Origin of the sequence: Luteibacter sp. dw_328 (assembly GCF_018449605.1) — a bacterium.
GTDB lineage: Bacteria > Pseudomonadota > Gammaproteobacteria > Xanthomonadales > Rhodanobacteraceae > Luteibacter.
Genome location: NZ_JAAVUW010000008.1, coordinates 278,132 through 294,150, shown reverse-complemented (window position 1 = coordinate 294,150; position 16,019 = coordinate 278,132). Strand labels below are relative to the sequence as shown.

At 63.2% G+C, this 16,019-nt stretch carries 17 protein-coding genes; 9 read left to right on the top strand and 8 right to left on the bottom strand.

Annotated elements, in window-relative coordinates:
• Positions 1-3: 3 nt before the first annotated feature.
• Both HB634_RS19755 and HB634_RS19750 read left to right on the top strand, forming a co-directional pair.
• Complete coding sequence (locus HB634_RS19755; RefSeq protein WP_213949818.1) at positions 4-2,364, top strand: DUF2235 domain-containing protein; 2,361 nt, start codon at positions 4-6, stop codon at positions 2,362-2,364.
• 77 nt (positions 2,365-2,441) lie between these two features.
• A complete protein-coding gene (locus HB634_RS19750; RefSeq protein ID WP_157503823.1) occupies positions 2,442-3,191 on the top strand; it encodes a hypothetical protein in 750 nt (249 codons plus the stop codon).
• Here HB634_RS19750 and HB634_RS19745 read toward each other — a convergent pair.
• Both HB634_RS19745 and HB634_RS19740 read right to left on the bottom strand, forming a co-directional pair.
• On the bottom strand, positions 3,142-3,471 hold the full coding sequence (locus HB634_RS19745) for a hypothetical protein (RefSeq protein WP_063570515.1): 330 nt from the start codon (positions 3,469-3,471) through the stop codon (positions 3,142-3,144). The two genes, HB634_RS19750 and HB634_RS19745, sit on opposite strands and share 50 nt — an antisense overlap.
• A gap of 112 nt (positions 3,472-3,583) precedes the next feature.
• Complete coding sequence (locus HB634_RS19740) at positions 3,584-4,252, bottom strand: glutathione S-transferase (protein WP_213949817.1); 669 nt, start codon at positions 4,250-4,252, stop codon at positions 3,584-3,586.
• Positions 4,253-4,359: 107 nt separating this feature from the next.
• Here HB634_RS19740 and HB634_RS19735 point away from each other — a divergent pair, with 107 nt between their 5' ends.
• Positions 4,360-4,668: a DUF3247 family protein gene (locus tag HB634_RS19735; RefSeq protein ID WP_063570517.1), complete on the top strand. Its 309-nt coding sequence runs from the start codon at positions 4,360-4,362 to the stop codon at positions 4,666-4,668.
• A gap of 102 nt (positions 4,669-4,770) precedes the next feature.
• Here the strand turns inward: HB634_RS19735 and HB634_RS19730 are convergent, their stop codons facing one another.
• Entirely contained in the window at positions 4,771-6,072 is a 1,302-nt protein-coding gene (locus HB634_RS19730; protein ID WP_213949816.1) for a thioredoxin family protein, read from the bottom strand.
• 60 nt (positions 6,073-6,132) lie between these two features.
• Entirely contained in the window at positions 6,133-7,392 is a 1,260-nt protein-coding gene (locus HB634_RS19725; RefSeq protein WP_063570519.1) for an MFS transporter, read from the bottom strand.
• Between the two features lie 97 nt (positions 7,393-7,489).
• Between HB634_RS19725 and HB634_RS19720 the strand changes: the two genes are divergently transcribed.
• The gene (locus HB634_RS19720) at positions 7,490-8,203 is read left to right on the top strand and encodes a hypothetical protein (RefSeq protein ID WP_213949815.1); all 714 of its coding nucleotides are present in this window, start codon (positions 7,490-7,492) and stop codon (positions 8,201-8,203) included.
• 100 nt (positions 8,204-8,303) lie between these two features.
• On the opposite strand, the gene HB634_RS19715 is transcribed toward HB634_RS19720, so the two are convergent.
• Entirely contained in the window at positions 8,304-9,125 is an 822-nt protein-coding gene (locus HB634_RS19715; RefSeq protein ID WP_063570521.1) for a ferritin-like domain-containing protein, read from the bottom strand.
• Between the two features lie 94 nt (positions 9,126-9,219).
• On the bottom strand, positions 9,220-9,633 hold the full coding sequence (locus HB634_RS19710; RefSeq protein ID WP_063570522.1) for a universal stress protein: 414 nt from the start codon (positions 9,631-9,633) through the stop codon (positions 9,220-9,222).
• Positions 9,634-9,824: 191 nt separating this feature from the next.
• On the opposite strand from HB634_RS19710, the gene HB634_RS19705 reads away from it, so the two are divergent.
• The 5 genes from HB634_RS19705 (at position 9,825) to HB634_RS19685 (ending at position 12,767) form a co-directional block, all read left to right on the top strand.
• A complete protein-coding gene (locus HB634_RS19705) occupies positions 9,825-10,283 on the top strand; it encodes a hypothetical protein (protein WP_213949814.1) in 459 nt (152 codons plus the stop codon).
• Between the two features lie 143 nt (positions 10,284-10,426).
• Positions 10,427-10,960 carry a peroxiredoxin gene (locus HB634_RS19700; protein WP_063570524.1) on the top strand — a complete coding sequence of 178 codons (534 nt, stop codon included), beginning with the start codon at positions 10,427-10,429 and terminating at the stop codon, positions 10,958-10,960.
• A gap of 2 nt (positions 10,961-10,962) precedes the next feature.
• Positions 10,963-11,505, top strand: a complete 543-nt coding sequence (locus tag HB634_RS19695; RefSeq protein WP_213949813.1) for a hypothetical protein — start codon at positions 10,963-10,965, stop codon at positions 11,503-11,505.
• Between the two features lie 5 nt (positions 11,506-11,510).
• Positions 11,511-12,266, top strand: a complete 756-nt coding sequence (locus HB634_RS19690) for a DUF2884 family protein (protein WP_213949812.1) — start codon at positions 11,511-11,513, stop codon at positions 12,264-12,266.
• Positions 12,267-12,332: 66 nt separating this feature from the next.
• A complete protein-coding gene (locus HB634_RS19685) occupies positions 12,333-12,767 on the top strand; it encodes a PA2169 family four-helix-bundle protein (RefSeq protein ID WP_063574141.1) in 435 nt (144 codons plus the stop codon).
• Between the two features lie 20 nt (positions 12,768-12,787).
• Here HB634_RS19685 and HB634_RS19680 read toward each other — a convergent pair whose 3' ends face one another.
• Together HB634_RS19680 and HB634_RS19675 are read right to left on the bottom strand one after the other, a co-directional pair.
• Complete coding sequence (locus HB634_RS19680) at positions 12,788-13,009, bottom strand: hypothetical protein (protein WP_063574142.1); 222 nt, start codon at positions 13,007-13,009, stop codon at positions 12,788-12,790.
• 115 nt (positions 13,010-13,124) lie between these two features.
• A complete protein-coding gene (locus HB634_RS19675; protein WP_213949811.1) occupies positions 13,125-15,953 on the bottom strand; it encodes an ATP-binding protein in 2,829 nt (942 codons plus the stop codon).
• Positions 15,954-16,019: the final 66 nt, after the last annotated feature.

The window sequence follows — 16,019 nt, the reverse complement described above, 5'->3', positions numbered from 1 at the left end:
GACGTGGTAGAGAAACACAAGCGTGACAGCAAGGGTCGCCTGCGCGACGACGTGCGAACAGATCCGGTGACGGCGGCCGATCGGAAGGCATATGCCAAGGCGGCCCAGGAAGTTGGCGATCTGTCTGTACCGCGCATGTTCAATTCATCGGATCCGCACTCTCGATTCTACATCGCGAACTTCGACGGCACGGGTAACGACCTATGGAAGGATCCCGAGCACGCGACGAATGTCGGAAAGCTTCATCTTCAGCTTGCAGAAACCGGTAAGCGAGAGCCTCGGATTCATTCGGGTTACATCAAGGGAGCAGGAACCCAAGAAGGTGCGATTGTCAGGACAATCGACAGCGCAACCGGTGGGTCTTACGACGAGCGTATTGAGTGGATGTACTTTGAGTTCATCACGCAAGTGAAGAAGTGGCTCGACGCAGATCCCGATGCTGACATCCGAATCCTGGCTACAGGCTTCAGCCGCGGAGCGGAGCAAGCTGCTGGATTTCTTCGCTTGGTCCACGAGCGAGGAATCCAGAATCCGTTGGGCCGAGAGGCAATCCATCACGCGTTCGGTCCCGACACTTACGAATGGCACCTTCCGCCCCTGAGAGAGCCAGGCAAAACTCTGATGAGTGAGGCCCTCTACGATCCTGTCGGAACAGGCGCGCCCAACAATCATGACCGACAGCCTACAAGCGCGATGGCGTCAGGGATACAGATTACGGCCGAAGACGAACGTCGTAATGCGTTTCCGTCGACTCAGATCATTCCGCCCGGACGTTCGGCCGACGATCGGTTCGTCGGCATGACCTTGCCCGGCGCTCATTCAGATATCGGTGGAAGCTATCACCAGAATGGCCTTTCGATCCTCACCTTTAACATCGTTGCGGACTACGTCAATGCGCTCGCGGGTGAGGCGGTCGCCCACAGGTTAATGGTGCCGACCGATCCGGGCATGTTTGTCATCCATCGCTCCGAGGAACACCTCCGTATCTACAGCACGTCGGAATTCCGGCACGACGGCTACCGCGACATCATGGGATCCCAGGCTTCGCCGCCGCACTGCAACGACAAGCGCAAGATAATTCTCTGTGCGCCACCCGATAGGTTCGATCCGCGCCTGGAGGATCAGGTGGGTCCACGTTATCCCGTGGGCGTCCATGGTCCCGATGCCATCCGCGAACTCAGCGATCCGATGCATCCCGATCACGGCATGTATCGCTCGGCCAGCGTGCAGCTTGCGGAGTTGCATGCTCGATCAGGCATTGACCTCAATCGGGATCAGGTCGATCAACTGACCGCTGGCCTCGTCATCGAGGCCAAGCGCGGCGACATGACGGCCATCGAGGATGTCCAGTTCGGCAAGGACTTTAGTCCGGAGAGCCCGACGCTCCGGGCGTTTGAGGTGTTCGGTGACGACATCGACAATCCTCGATCCAGGACGGCGAGCATCGATGCGCTGAAAGCTCTCGAGGTTCCGCTCGAGGTTTCAAACCAGCAGTTGCACATGCTCAATCTCGGGAGGGGGGCGGTTGTTGGTCGAGAGCAGGAAGTACCCCTGTCGAGAGACAAGCCCTTCGTGCCGGAGCCTTCGGCTTCCGCGCCGGTGCATCCCGCGCCAATCGTAAGCCCCTCGCAGGCTGCCGCCTTCGAGCAAACTGACGGCAACGCCATCCGCACACTCCAAAAAAACCTCAACATGCTCGGTATCCGTGACATGGCTGGCGACCCGCTGGCCACCCACGGCGTTTACGACGTGGCGACACAGACGGCCGTGGCGAGGTTCCAGTCCAGTCATGCGTTGCCAGTAACGGGGCAAGCCGATGACGCGACTTGCAACAGGATTCAGGGGCAAGCTTTTATCGCAGAGTTGCAGCAGCCGGGTCAGGTCAGGATGCCTGCCGAGGCTCGCGTATCCCAGATCGCGACGCCTTCGCCCGCCATGGCCGCGTACGAGTCGCCTATGCAAGACACCCTGTCGCGGGCATCCGTGCCGGCAATGTTGGCTCAGCCCTCCCGCAGCGACCCACGCAATCCGAACAGCGCCGATCACGCGCTCTACAACAAATTGCAGAATTCTCTCCCGGAAGCAACGGAAGAGCGCCTGATGCAGTTCACTGCCGCGTGCCACCGGCATCGGATCAACGCTGGCAACCTCAGCGGTCTGCATATGGACTACGACGGCATGACGTTGACGATCAACTCGCATGGCCTTACGGCAACACCTGCTGTCGTCGATATGAGCACTCCCCCGCCTGAGTCCGAGCAGTCGATCAAGCAGATCCAGCAGTTCGATCAGCAGATGGATCAGATCGCTCAGCAGAGTCAGGAGCGGAGCGCCCAGATGGCGCAGCAGGGACTTGCTATGTGAGGTTCCGCAAGTGTATCGCCGACGAATCGTCTTCTCGGTTCAAATCGTTCCCTTTCGCCGCTTCAAGGTACGCGACTATGTCGAAGAAAAACGTTACACCAGCACTACTGTATGCGCCGCTGATGCTCATCTCCGCAGCTGTCCATTCCTCTTCTCCACCATCCGTCGTAACCGTGAACGCGGACGTTAGTGGCCAGCAAGCGTCGCGAGAAAGTGTGGAGGACGTGTATGAGAGAGCCGCAACGTTAGGGAGGCAACGGCATGCGCCGGTGAAATCCTTCGGAATGCCCCATATCACCGACGCGGAACTGTACGCGCTGCCCGAGGCAGACCTCAAGATGTATGCCGCAGCGGACTTCCTCGGCTTCTACACTATCAACGTCCATAGCTTTTCTGATGTTTGTCGGGCGGAGGGAGTGAACCTGGCAACATACGCGCGTGCCTTCCGAGCCAATCACGCGGCAGAGTTTGCCCAGGCAGAGAAGATCACGAAGGGATCCAGGTTCTCCGCCGAGAAGATGGCTGCAATGACGACCGCCACTCGGGAGATTCTGGAAACCAGCGTCCGCCACCAGATGATCGATCTCGCAGCGGCCCTCCATAAGACAACGGTAGCCGATGGTTGTGCGTACGTTGCCGCGAACGTGGTCGATGCCAAGTCCGCACCTTCGTATGCAGAAAGAGATCCTAAGCTAGAGTCAATCCTAATGTCCGATGACACGCCAATAAAAAGGCCGGGATCTCTCCCGGCCTCCAATCCTTACCTAGGTAAGCCAATCAATCGTCGTCACGAAGCGCATGACGAATCAGGAGAAACGTCCCGATAGCCGCGGCGGCGATACCGATGGTCACGCCCGGGTTGCGACGCACCTGCTTGCGCAGACGACGGTACTGATACGTCGCTTCATCGGCGAGATCTTCGGCCAGGTAGCGAACCTTCTGGCTGCTGCCGCTGTTGCGCTTGGCGAACTTGTTGGTGACGCGACGGGTGCGCTCGAGCAGGTCGCTGCCTGCGCCGGTCGCCTCATCCGCGTAGTGGCGAACGCGGCCGGAGACGCCGTTGACGGCGCTTTCGACCTGCTGCGCGAACTCACGATTTCTGCTCATTGGATGGCTCCCTCTCAAGCGTTGCTGACGGGAACCGACTTTGCGGCCCGGGTCGTGAGGGTCGTGTAAACAGGCAAGTGCCCGATTGAACAGGGATTCAGGCTCGTCGTTATCACGCGAAATCGTACTTGCCGCCCTTGGTGAGCGCCGCCTGGTAGGCCGGGCGCGCGTGGATGCGCTCAAGGAAGGCGTGCAGCTTCGGCCGCGATGCGTCGAGACCGCCCCGGCTGGCCGCGGCCTCCAAGGGGAAGCTCATCTGAATATCGGCCGCTGTGAACTCATTGCCCGCGAACCACTCGGACTTGCCGATTTCGCCCTCCATGTAGTCCAGGTGCAACTTGAGCTGGGGGTCGACGAAGGCCTTCTGCGCGCCCTTGGCGAGCATCCGGGCGACCGGCTTGGCAAAGAACGGCACCGGCGCCGTCTCCATGCGGACGAAGACCAGCTTGAGCAGCAAGGGCGGCATCGCCGAACCCTCTGCGTAGTGCAGGAAGTAGATGAAGCGCAGCCAGTCGGGGCTACTGACGGCAGGCTTCAGGCGGCCCTGTCCGTAACGCTCGAGAAGGTATTCGACGATGGCGCCCGACTCGGCCAGCGTCACCTCGCCATCCTGGAGGATGGGCGACTTGCCGAGGGGGTGGATGGCGCGTAGCTCCTTGGGCGCCAACATCGTCTTGGCGTCTCGCTGGTAGCGCACGATCTCGTACGGCAGGCCGAGTTCCTCCAGCAGCCAGAGGACGCGCTGGGAGCGCGAGTTGTTCAGGTGATGGACGGTGATCATGGCTGGCCCGCGCGTGGAAGAGGGCGCAGCGTAGCAGTGCGCCCCGTGCACATTCCATCGACGGCCGGAGAGTAGCGTCAGTGGTCTGCCATCACGAGGACACTGCCATGGGCCGCGAAGCCGACACGATTCATACCGACAAGGGCACGATCGGGCGACTGCAGGCGTTGATCCACGAGCTGCGCGATAACGCGAAGGTCCTCATCCATCTGCAGGATGGTTCGACGATCCAGGGCATCGTCGCTGTCGTGCCCACCACGCAGACCTTCGTCGATGCCGATGGCACCGAGGGGATCAACGGTGTGGTGAAGCTGATCGACAACGATCGGCCGGAGTGGTCTGCGACGGTGTCGTTGGACACCATTGCGCGTGTGGAGCACCTTGATTCCGTGGTTTACGGTACGTCGCAGACGTGATGCACCGCATGCCGTTGTAGGAGCCGATTCATCGGCGATAAGGATTGCTACGTAGCTGGGCCTTTTCGCCGATGCATCGGCTCCTACAAGAGCGGTGTCTGCTTACGTTGCGGGCAAGGTTTCCTGTAGTTTCTTCACTTGCTCCGGGAACGCGGTGCCTTGCGCGGCCACCGTCGCGGCGACGAGCTTGCGTGCTTCCGCATCACGGTTCAGCGCGTGCAATGCCTTCACCCGATACGTTGCAACGCTGATCGTGTTGGCACCGTAAGCCTTCTTCGCTGCTGTCTCGAGGTATGGCAAGCCTTGTGCGAACTTGCCGTTCTCGACGAGACGACGCCCGTAACGATAGTTGTACACGTAGTCATTCGGATAGGCGGCGATCAGCTGCTTCTCCAGTGTGTCGAGTTCGTCGCCAGCTTTCGCCCGGACAAGATAGACGCGAAGGTTGTCGGCGACGTTGCGATCGCTCTTGAGGTCGCCGTGTAACTTCTCGCGGCTAAGGTCGATCGCCCTGCGCAGTACCGCTTGCTCGCCCGTCGTGTCGCCGATGGCAGCGTCGAGGTCGGCGGCAGTCAGGACGGCGCTGCGCTGGTCGGCACAGATGGGCGAGGCGACGAAGATCTGTGTCGCCAGGTAGTCGTCGAAGGCGGGTTTCTGGGGAGAGAGCGAAGCCTGCCGTGTCGCCGGCGGTTGCGCAGCGGTCGCGGCAATCAGGTCATCCAGCACATAGGGACGATCGCAGCCGATATTTCCGGCGAGCACCTTGGTCGCTGCCGCGGCGATGGCCGTATCGTTCTTGTCGGCCTTGCCTTCGAGCAGCAACAGCTGCTGCTTGGCCAGCGCGACGCGCTTGTCCTGATCGGAAACGTTACGAACCATGGCTGGCAAGGTGTCGAACCAGGCCATGCCTTCCTTGCCCTGGTAGCGCTGCTGGTAGGTGTCGAGCACCTCGGCCACCGATGCGAGCGATCCCTTCACCGCTTCGTCTTTCTGGTGTGAGAGGCGTGCGTCACCGGAGAGGAGTGCTGCGATCTGCGGGTAGAACTTTTCACGAGGTTGTTCGGCGAGTATGCGTCCGAGCTCTTCGCCGTCCGGACCGATGGCGACATAGGTCGGTAGGAAATGGACGTTGAGCTTGTTCATCCATGCCTTGTCGGCCGGCTTATCGGCATCGGCCTCGTAGAAAACGATCTTCTTGCCGAGATCGTCCCATTCCTTGCCGTTGAGGACATGGCTGGCCATGTAGTAACACGAGTAACACCAGACCGCCTGGAAATCGACCAGCACCGGCTTGTGCTCGCGCTTGCCCTGGGCAAGTGCGGCATCGAGGCTGGCAGGACCCTCGTGCGCGGCATAGGCCGGCGCGACAAGGGTGAGAAGGGCGGCGGCGAGCAGGCGCTTCATCGTGGACATCCCCTTTGGCGGTATAGACGTCCACTTTATTAGCACGTTTTCGGCGCCGTGTCAGATGGTGCCGCTGGCCCCTTCGATAGGCTCGGGGTCCGACACCAGGCCCTGGCGGCGTCGCAGCGATGGGAACCACCAGGTCCACAGACCGACCACGACCAGGGTGCCGATGCCCCCGATCAGGGTGGCATTTACTGCACCGAGCGCGGCGGCGAGTATGCCGGACTCGAATTCGCCCAACTGGTTGGAGGTGTTGATGAAGATGGCATTGACCGCGCTGACCCGCCCGCGCATGTCGTCAGGCGTCTCCAGCTGCACCAGTGCGCCGCGAATGACCATGCTGACCATGTCGAAGGCGCCCAGGGCGAACAGCGCGACCAGCGACAGCCACAGCGTGGACGAGAGGGCGAAAACGATGGTGGCGACCCCGAAGCCCGCCACGGAGGCAAACATGATCGGCCCCACTCGCCGCGTCAGGCTGTTGTGCGCCAGCCACACGGACATCAGCAGTGCGCCGACCGCGGGCGCGGCGCGAAGCAGGCCGAGGCCCCACGGACCGGTATGCAGGATGTCTTTGGCGAAGATCGGCAGGAGCGCCGTGGCGCCGCCGAGCAGCACCGCGAAGAGGTCCAGGGAGATAACCCCGAAGACGGCCGGGCGATGCCGTATGAAATGCACGCCAGCGAACAGGGTCTTCAGCGTGGCCGGCTCGCGACGGGGTGGTTGGTGGTCGTAGGACAGTCGCGACATCAGGGTGAAAGCGACGAGGTAGAGCACGGCCGAGACCGAGTAGACGGTGCCGGGGCCGGCGACATACAGCAGGCCGCCCAGGGCGGGGCCGGCGATCATCGCCGCCTGGCCCGCTGAGGCCGTTGAGGCCATGGCACGGGGAAGCACGGACGCAGGTACCAGCGCCGGGAGCATCGACTGCAGGGCGGGAAACTCGAACGCCTTGCCGACACCGATCACGAACACCAGGGCGAGGATTCCCAACTCGTTGATGTGCCCCGTGAGACTGAAAATAGCGAGCAGGGCGATCGCCAGCCATTCGATGGACTGGCAGATCGTGACGATGCGGCGCCGGTCGAACTGGTCGGCGAGATGGCCGGCCGGCAGGGCCAGCAGCACTGAGGGCACGAACTGGACCAGGCCGATGAGGCCGAGGTCGAGGGCACGATGGGTGATCTCGTAGATCTGCCAGCCGACCGCGACCGACATCATCTGGAAACCGAAACTGGAGGCGTTCTTGGCGAACCAGAAATGCAGGAAGGCGCGATGGCGAAGGAGGGATACCGCTTCGGGGGACGACGAAGACATGGGTGGTCCTTGGGGAGTCGGGGGATTCTACGCCCGCCTTGCCAGCAGCCGCGCCAAAGGGCGAAGCTAGGGGTTCGTTCTCCGGGATGCCATCGCCATGCGCCGTTTCGCTCCGCTCGCCGTTCTCCTTGCCACCGCCACGATGGCCGCCTGTTCGCAGCAGTCCGAGCCCCAGGCCGCACAGCAGGCACCGGCGAACAACCAGGCCGACGAAGCGGCGAAGAAGCTCGAGACCTACCAACAGCTGTTGAAGCTGCATAACGACGGCCCCGCCGTGCAGCTCGGCCACGAGATCGTCGACCAGTACCCGGATACGCCCGCAGCCGCCGAGGTGAAGAAGACGCTCGACAACCTCGAAACCAACTACAAGGCCACCAGCGAGAAGGCGCGCCTGACAGCCCTGTGGCTCTACCAGACCTCACCCATGGAGGGTGGTACGCAGAGCACGGCGACGATCCAGTCCAGCAGCCCGACGGGGGAGGCATCGGTACGGCTGATCCTGCGCCGGCATACGGCCTGGGGCCAGAACGCGTTCCTCTACGCCACGGCGGGAAAGGGTTTCGTCTGCAAGGGCGATTGCACGCTGAAGGCGACCTTCGACGGCAAACCGAAGACCTTGAAGGCCTTCCGCCCACCCACGGGCGAGCCGGCGCTGCTATTCCGCAACGACGCACAGTTCATCAAGGACATGGCGAAGACCAAGCGGATCACCATCGACGTGGTGACCGTCAGTCGTGGTGAGACGACGCTGACGTTTGAGACCGGTGGTTTTGACGGGGACAAGTGGGCGCCGCTTCCGAAGAAGAAGTGACGCCTGCGCGAGCACCCGATCGCCGATGAATCGGCTCCTACATGGCAAGTGCGCCATCGCCGATGAGATGGCGCCCACCTTGTGCATCGCTGAGCTGGCTTCAGTGTAGGAACAGCTTCTCGGTGATTCGCGTGAGCGGCCACTCGAGCATGGTGTTGAGTCGGGCCGGCAGGTCGAGGGGCCGCAGGAGCATCTTTACCGTCATCTCGGCGGGGAGGTGCTTCTTGAGCAGACCTTCCGCACGACCCGCGACCCGGCGGAACTCGGCGTCGTCATGTGCCTTGTCGGGATGGCGAACGTTGAAGACGTGACGCAGCGCGATGTCGCTGTCTTCGTTCTTGATCTCGCTCAGGCGCTTGAGCAAGGTGCGCAAGGTGCTGAAGCGACCGATCTTGTCGCGCTCGCGATAGATGCGGAAGTGCTGGTAGAAGTTCTTGTAATGACGGACTTCATCGCTCTTGATGTAGTTCGTCAGTTCGCGCAATACCGGCTCGTCGGTAACTTCGTTGAGTGCACGATACAGGCTCGCCGTTCCCGTCTCGACGACGCAACGCGCGGCCAGTTCCAGGCCACGGTTGGGCTCGAGCTCGTCGGGCGTGCAGACCGAACCGTAGTGCGCGAAGAAGCTTTGGAAACCGGTTTCCCAGTCGAACTCCGGCCAGACGTGGCGCACATAAGCCGCCAGCGCGCGGCCATGCTGCATTTCCTCGTGCTCCCAGTGGTCACGGAGCCACGCTTGCAGCGTCTCGTCGCCGGCGAAGTGGTCGACCAGGAGATGCGTGTACAGGTCCGAGCCGCTCTCGACGAACGAGGAGCTGCACAACAGCAGGAACAGGTCTTCGTTATGCCTGACCTTCTCGATGTCGATCCGCGAGAGGTCCAGTTTTTCGAGCGTCCATGGCAAAGTGGCGGCGTAGCTCACTCGTTTTCCCCGATCGCTTTGTCTTATCGCCCCGAGGGCATCTGACCGAATTGTGACAAAGCCGGGCAAGCATGGCTACGCGGCATCCTTGCGGCTACCTCACCACCGTCACGGGCACGTGGGCCTTGGCCAGCACGTCGGTCGAGGTCGAGCCGACCAGCCAGCGGGCCAGGGCGCCTCGCTCGGTATGCCCGATGACGATGTGGTCGACCCCGTGCCGGGCCACGTACGAGAGCAGGGCGTCGCCGGGGCTTCCATGAATGAGGTCGACGGCCACCGGTACGCCGGCCTCGGGCCTCAAGGCCTTCACCTCGGCGTTCAGCGCCTCGAGGCGCTCCCTGCCGTTGTCCGTCATCATCAGCGCCGCCGTATCGGCACCGTTGTCGATCTGGAGCACCGAGAGCACCTGGACCCTCGCCCCGGCGCAGGCGGCCAGCTCCAGGGCGAAAAGGTAGGCGCGGCGGGCGGTTTCCGAGCCGTCATAGCCAACCAGGATGTGCTTGGGCATGGGATTTCCCTTCAAGGAGCGGCGTTGGATCGATAGTAAGCCGCCTAATGCCACCCGGGGAGCCGGTTCACGGGTCCTCGACGAATCCTCGGCTTTCCTGAACGGGTGTCGGGAGCCTCCGTGTTTCTTCACATTCGTGAGTACAGAATCCGTCTCGCAGCTTCCTGCCATCTACCCACGGAGAAACGAACATGATCAAGCGCATTACCGGTCTGGCTGTCCTGGCACTCGCCGCTGCAGGTACCTTCTCCGCGCAGCCCGCCAAGGCGGCGTCGGACGCTGAGGTCAAATGCCACATGACGTTCAGCACCACGGGTTGGGCTGCGATCTACAAGAAGGCCGATGGCCGTGGCCACGTCCGCTGCGATAACGGCCAGAGCGCCGACGTGATCATCCACGTTCGTGGTGGCGGCCTCACCGCCGGCAAGTTCAGCATCGAAGGTGGCAAGGGTGAGTTCACCCACGTCCACGGCATCAGCGAGATCTATGGCGAATACGCCAGCGGCGGCGCCAATGCCGGTGTCGTGAAGAGCGCCGAGAGCGCGGCGATGACCAAGGGTGAAGTCTCCCTGGCCGTTACCGGCACGGGCCGTGGCTTCAACCTCGGCGTCGACCTGAGCAAGTTCGAGATCGAGCGGATCGGCAAGTAATACCCGCTTCCGTCAGCAAAGGGGCGTCCTCCGGGGCGCCTCTTTTTTTTGCGAATCTCACGCGCCGCCACAACCGAAAGGGACGGAACCCGCATTCACGCGGACGAGTACACTTCCCTGATTCCCACCCACGAGGTTTCCCCATGCGTCGCCTCTTTACGCTTCTCGCTCTTTGCCTGGTCACTGTCTCTGCCTGGGCCGCCACCCCTGCCGGCCCCGCGGTCGGCGACAAGGCGCCCGATTTCAAGCTGCAGGACCAGAAGGGCGAGTGGCATTCGCTGGACACCGAAAAGGGCAAGTGGCTGGTCGTCTACTTCTATCCGAAGGACTTCACGGGCGGCTGCACCACCGAGGTCTGCACCTTCCGCGATGACATCGTCAAGCTCCACAAGGCCGGTGCCGTTGTCTATGGCGTCAGCCTGGACGACGTGAAGTCGCATGCCGAATTCGCCGCGAAGTACCACGTCCCGTTCCCGCTGCTCTCGGACGCAGACGGCGCCATGGCGACGAAGTACGACGTGCTCAGCGACGAAAAGGGCAGCAAGTACGCCCGTCGCGAGACCTTTCTGATCGACCCGACCGGCAAGATCGCCAGGGTCTATAAGGACGTGGATCCGGAAAAGAACTCCGGGCAGGTGCTTGCCGATCTCGCGCAGCTGAAGGCTTCGGGCACCTGAGCATGTTCAAACCACTGAAGGGGCCACGGCAGGCCCGTCCGTTCGCGCCGTGGCGCATCGTGGTCTGGCTGGTGATGTTGCTTGCGGCTGTGGGCTTCGTGATCAACGCCGCTGGCATCGTCGCCGCCGCAGGTGCCATCCGTTCCATCAGCGCCGAGGCGATAGCCGCGGGTACCCCCGATCCGCGTGTCTTCCTGGCATGGTCGGTGGGCAATACCCTCGGGGCGTTTGTCGTCATGGTCGTTGCGCTGGGGACCCTGCGGTGGCGCGAATGGGGCCGAAGCGCCATGCGCATCGCGGCCGGCGTGCTGGCCGTCTGGGCGATCGTGACGGCGGTGATCGCTTTTCAGCAGTGGCAGGCGATCGGAGTGGAGCTCGGCCAGGGAGGTCTCGAGCCCGAACAGCTGCTCCGTGACGTGAAGCTGCGATCGATCCTCGTCGTGGGGATCGTGCTGAAGGCGGTCTCCGTACCCGTGCTGGCCTGGCTTGGCTGGACGCTGGGTCGCGTGTCCGTGAGGCAGCAGTTCGCTCAGCCCGCCTTGTGAGCAGGATGACCGCCCGCGTATTCGCCTTTGTCGTCGCTGCCTGCGTTGCGGGCAGTGTCGCGGCTCAGGACGTCGGCCAGATGTCCTGTGGGGTCGCCAGCAGCTACGACCTTACGGTGCGTTCGGATGCCCTTCTGTTCGAGCGCCCGGAAGTGGCTCCGCGCAGTGTGCGCATGCACGATGGCAGCCTCGCCACGGACGGTCGCGCCGTGGCGCTGCGCCCGGACGAGCAAGACCGCGTCGCCCTTTTCGAGCGCAACGTCCGTGCCCTGGTGCCCAAGGCCAAGGCGATCGCCAGCGATGGTGTGGACGTTGCTGCGCGCGCTGTGCGCGAGGAGGCCGGCCGTGCATCTCCGGGATCACTGAGCAGCGGTGAGCTCGACCGGGCACTTGCCAGTCGCGTTGCCGAGATCAAGCGGCGTATCGCGGCGAGCCAGAGCACCCGCGACTGGCAGGCCGATGCCATGCGCGCCTATGCGCAGGAAATCGTCTCCGATATCACGCCCCTGCTGACCCAGGAGGTCGGCGGTGAGGCCATGCAGCTGGCGATGAATGGTGATCTGGAAGGCGCCGCCGCCCTGCGCGATCGCGTGGCGGATGTCTCCACGGGCGGTCAGGCGCGTGTCATCGCCCGGCTGGAATCGACCCTCAGGCCGCGGGTTCAGGCCCTCTGTCCGGCTGTCCGACAGTTGGTCGACCTCCAATCCGGCCTGCGCGACGCGTCTGGTCAGCCTTTGCTGTTGATCGAGCCCGGCGGCTGACCGCCGGCTGACCAGATACCGGGACGTTTATGACCGGCTAAGTCCGACAGGTCTAACGTTTCGCCCATGGAACGAAACTCGATCCGTGTCGTCAATGGGCTGATTCGCCGAGTCATCGCGGATCGTGATCTCTATGGTCAGGCGGCACGTGGCGTGCGAGAGCCGGGCCTGAAGGCTGTTCTGCAAGAATCCGCCGACTCCCTGACGGCTATCGCTGCGGAGTTACAAGGCGAAGTCACCGCCACCGGCGGGCGTCCGGCCACAGCCGGCGGCCCCATGAGTGGGGTCCGACGCAGCATGATGGAGGCGTCGGCAAAGCTCTCGAACGATCCGGATGTCACCTATATCCGCACTCTCGAACACATGGAGCGTCGACTGCTCGACGCTTTCCTGCGTCTCGAGTCCACCTCGGGAGATCGCGCCATCGTCGGTCGCCACATTGCGCGCCTGCGACTGCTGCACCTCGACATGATTCACATGGGTGGCGCGACCGGACGCTGAGTGTTTCCCTGAGCAGAAGCTCAGGCGGCGCGCCTGATCTCGCTTAGCGTGCGATGCATGTGGTGATCGGCCGAAACGCGAACCGGCCGTGTTGCGATCCGGGTTTCCCGATCGGCAAAGAAGTTTGCGAACGCGATGGCATCGCCGGGATCCTTACGCACGGCGATCTGGACGCCCTCGCGAAAGATGGCCCAGGCCTCGCCGATATCGGCGATGTGGTAATCGATGACGTGCTGATTCACAGGCGACCCCTTGGTCTTGACGCGCCTTAAGGCGTACGTCGATAAGAATCGCGGGTCGGGGTCATCGGAAAAATCAGATGAATCTGAAAAATCCCACTTTCTTTTGAGAATAAGCTCAATCCGTAGACAGTTCCCGCGCCGATTCGATCAGACACTCCACGTGCGATCGCAGCGCCGTGACCACGCTGGGGAGTCGTTGTAGCGCGGCGCCAGCATCTTCCCCGCGCAGCTCCCTTTCGAAGCGTTCGAGCATCGTGGCAGCGCGGGAGGGCCCAAAGACGCGGAGACCTCCGCCGATACGGTGACTCCATGCCGCCGCGTCCTCAGGGCTGCCGAGGTTCCCGACATCGTCGATATCGGCATACGTCGCTGCGGCGAACCGGCTGACCATGCGCGGGAGCGCCGCAAGTCCCCCGAAATCCTCGCGCAAGGCGTCGAGATCCCACACCGCTCCTGTGTCCGTCACGGTCGCCAGGGCGTCGCGCAGCCCGTCGAGCCGGACAGGCTTTGCAACGAACCCGTCCATGCCGGCAGCCAGGCATCGCTGCTTCTCCTCGGGCATCGCATTGGCTGTCATCGCGATGATATGCAGCATGGCGTCGTTCTCTCTCAGGGCCTGCACCAGCGCGTAGCCATCCATCCGCGGCATCTGCAGATCGGTCAGGAGGACGTCGAAGGTCTGCGTCTTTGCCGCCAGCAAAGCCTGTTCGCCGTCGGCCACGATGGTGTGCCGGTGGCCGAGCCGATCGAGCTGTGCGGCGACCAGTTCACGGTTGGTGGCGTGGTCCTCCGCCACGAGCACGTTCAGTGGCACGTCGGTCTGTGCACGTGGGGGCGCTTCTCTCGGCTCGTCCGCCTCGTTGCGGGCGATGACCGGCAGGGTCAGCTCCATGGTCACCCGGGTGCCGACACCGCGCTCGCTGGTCATCGCGATCTGGCCGCGCAACAACGCGGCCAGTCGTCGACTAATCGCAAGGCCGAGACCGCTGCCGCCCGAGCGCGCGGTCGTGGACGCTTCGGCCTGGGTGAAGGGCGTGAACAACCGGGCCATGTCGTCAGGGGCGATACCGATCCCGGTGTCGGCCACCACCAACCGCAACGACTGATGGCCAGACGTCTCGCCCACCACCTCGACGATGACGACGATATTGCCGCGCGTCGTGAACTTGATCGCGTTGCTGACCAGATTGAGCAGGATCTGGCGCAGGCGCGCGCCATCGGTGAGGACGTTTTCGGCAAGACGTTCGTCGATCCTGCGCGCAATGGAGAGTCCCTTTTCGTTGGCCTTCCAGGCAAACAGGTCGACGACCGCCCCGACCAGCTCACGCAGATCGACGGGGCGGCATGCAACGGCCAGCTGTCCGGCCTCGATACGCGAAAAGTCGAGCACGTCGTCGAGGATCTGCAGCAAGGCACCCGCCGAGGTTTCCGCGGTGCCCAGAAGACGTCGTTGCGCGTCGTTGAGCGAGGTCGTGCCAAGCACTTCCAGCATGCCGATGACGCCATGCATCGGCGTGCGGATTTCATGGCTCATGGTGGCCAGGAACTGGCTCTTCGCCCGCGTGGCCGATTCGGCGACTTCCTTGGCCATGGCCAGCTGCGTCGAATGTAGCCGTCGCTCGGAGACATCGATCCAGTAGCCGGTGAACTCGACGGTATCGGCGACGCGCCGGGGCACGGCGTGGGACGCCACCCAGCGCTCCGGTGACGTATCGCGAATGCGCATTTCCGCATGGATGGGTGTCAGGGACGCCGCCGCGCGCGCCACCTCGGCCATGAGCCCCGGCTGGTCGCGTCCGTCGATACGCGCGAACGCGCTGCGTTCGTCATGGATGAACGTCTCGGCCGATACGCCAAAGATGGGTTCCGGATTGCCCCCTACGTAGACGAAGCCGATGCGCCCGTCCGGGTGATAACGAAATCGATAAACCACGGCGGGCATGTGCCGGGTCACATCGGCAAGCTGCGCTTCCGTATGCAGGCGGCGGCGTGTTTCACGTCGCAGGCGCAGGTACGCGTGGCTTACCAGGAGCAGCAACGCCAGAACGAGGGCTCCTGCTGGCCCGACCTTGCGCGCGATCTCCCGCCAGGATGTACCCCAGTGGTAGTCGGAGCGAAGCCAGGTGTTACGAATCGTCTGGCTACGGCGTTCGGGCAGGCGTGCGAACACGCGGTCGAGCAAAGGAATCAGTGGAGCGAATCGTTGGTCCACGGCCATCGACAGACCGGCATGCTCCCCGGTCGGGGCGGCGATCCTGAGTCGTGCCGGGTAGTCGCGCCGAATGAGTACTTCGGCGGTGGCGATGTCTCCCACGTAGGCGTCCGCCTTGCCGGAAGCCACGGCGGACAGGCCCTCGGCCGTGGTGGAAACCGGCATGACGTCGGCCGTCGACATCGGCGCCACCGCGGCCGCCACCGCTCCCTGGGCAAGATTGGCCGCGACCCGGTGCCCACCCAGATCATCTGGGCCCGTGACCAGGAAGCCGTGCTCCCGAGTGACGATCACGACCGGCAGATCGAGATAGGGCGCGGTGAAACCGAAGCGGCGTTCCAGTGCGACGTTGCTCGCGGATGCCGCCGGCAGCACGTCGATGTCGCCGTGCATGGCGCGTTCGACCGTGTCGTGCCAATCCAGGCTGGTCACGGTCTCGGTACGTAGTCCGAGCACGTGGGTGGCCTCGCGCAGGTAGTCGATGGCCAATCCTTGGGCTTCGCCGTCCCGGCCGATTTGCGAGATGGGCGCTGCAGACGGATCGATACCGATGCGGAGCACCGGCAGCGTTGCGAGCCACTCTCGCTCCGCCGTGCTGAGCGGCACGTCGTCAGGCGTGATCGCGGAACTTTCTTGGGGTCTGCCTTGCGATGCCGCGCCCGATGGGGGCGAGTCCACGTCGGTGTGAAAGATCGCGACCCGTTCGTGCTGTCCCGTACCCTCACGCAACATGTCAGCCGCGCTCGCCTGTCGGTACGAAGCGAACAAAATGCCGCAAAAAATGGCCAATATTCTCAA

What these genes read in the sequence shown, in the direction of transcription:
- HB634_RS19750 (WP_157503823.1), top strand. Translation starts at nt 2,442, where the DNA reads ATGTCGAAGAAAAACGTTACACCAGCACTACTGTATGCGCCGCTGATG.
- HB634_RS19745 (WP_063570515.1), bottom strand. Translation starts at nt 3,471, where the DNA reads ATGAGCAGAAATCGTGAGTTCGCGCAGCAGGTCGAAAGCGCCGTCAAC.
- HB634_RS19740 (WP_213949817.1), bottom strand. Translation starts at nt 4,252, where the DNA reads ATGATCACCGTCCATCACCTGAACAACTCGCGCTCCCAGCGCGTCCTC.
- HB634_RS19735 (WP_063570517.1), top strand. Translation starts at nt 4,360, where the DNA reads ATGGGCCGCGAAGCCGACACGATTCATACCGACAAGGGCACGATCGGG.
- HB634_RS19730 (WP_213949816.1), bottom strand. Translation starts at nt 6,072, where the DNA reads ATGAAGCGCCTGCTCGCCGCCGCCCTTCTCACCCTTGTCGCGCCGGCC.
- HB634_RS19725 (WP_063570519.1), bottom strand. Translation starts at nt 7,392, where the DNA reads ATGTCTTCGTCGTCCCCCGAAGCGGTATCCCTCCTTCGCCATCGCGCC.
- HB634_RS19720 (WP_213949815.1), top strand. Translation starts at nt 7,490, where the DNA reads ATGCGCCGTTTCGCTCCGCTCGCCGTTCTCCTTGCCACCGCCACGATG.
- HB634_RS19710 (WP_063570522.1), bottom strand. Translation starts at nt 9,633, where the DNA reads ATGCCCAAGCACATCCTGGTTGGCTATGACGGCTCGGAAACCGCCCGC.
- HB634_RS19705 (WP_213949814.1), top strand. Translation starts at nt 9,825, where the DNA reads ATGATCAAGCGCATTACCGGTCTGGCTGTCCTGGCACTCGCCGCTGCA.
- HB634_RS19700 (WP_063570524.1), top strand. Translation starts at nt 10,427, where the DNA reads ATGCGTCGCCTCTTTACGCTTCTCGCTCTTTGCCTGGTCACTGTCTCT.
- HB634_RS19695 (WP_213949813.1), top strand. Translation starts at nt 10,963, where the DNA reads ATGTTCAAACCACTGAAGGGGCCACGGCAGGCCCGTCCGTTCGCGCCG.
- HB634_RS19690 (WP_213949812.1), top strand. Translation starts at nt 11,511, where the DNA reads ATGACCGCCCGCGTATTCGCCTTTGTCGTCGCTGCCTGCGTTGCGGGC.
- HB634_RS19685 (WP_063574141.1), top strand. Translation starts at nt 12,333, where the DNA reads ATGGAACGAAACTCGATCCGTGTCGTCAATGGGCTGATTCGCCGAGTC.
- HB634_RS19675 (WP_213949811.1), bottom strand. Translation starts at nt 15,953, where the DNA reads ATGTTGCGTGAGGGTACGGGACAGCACGAACGGGTCGCGATCTTTCAC.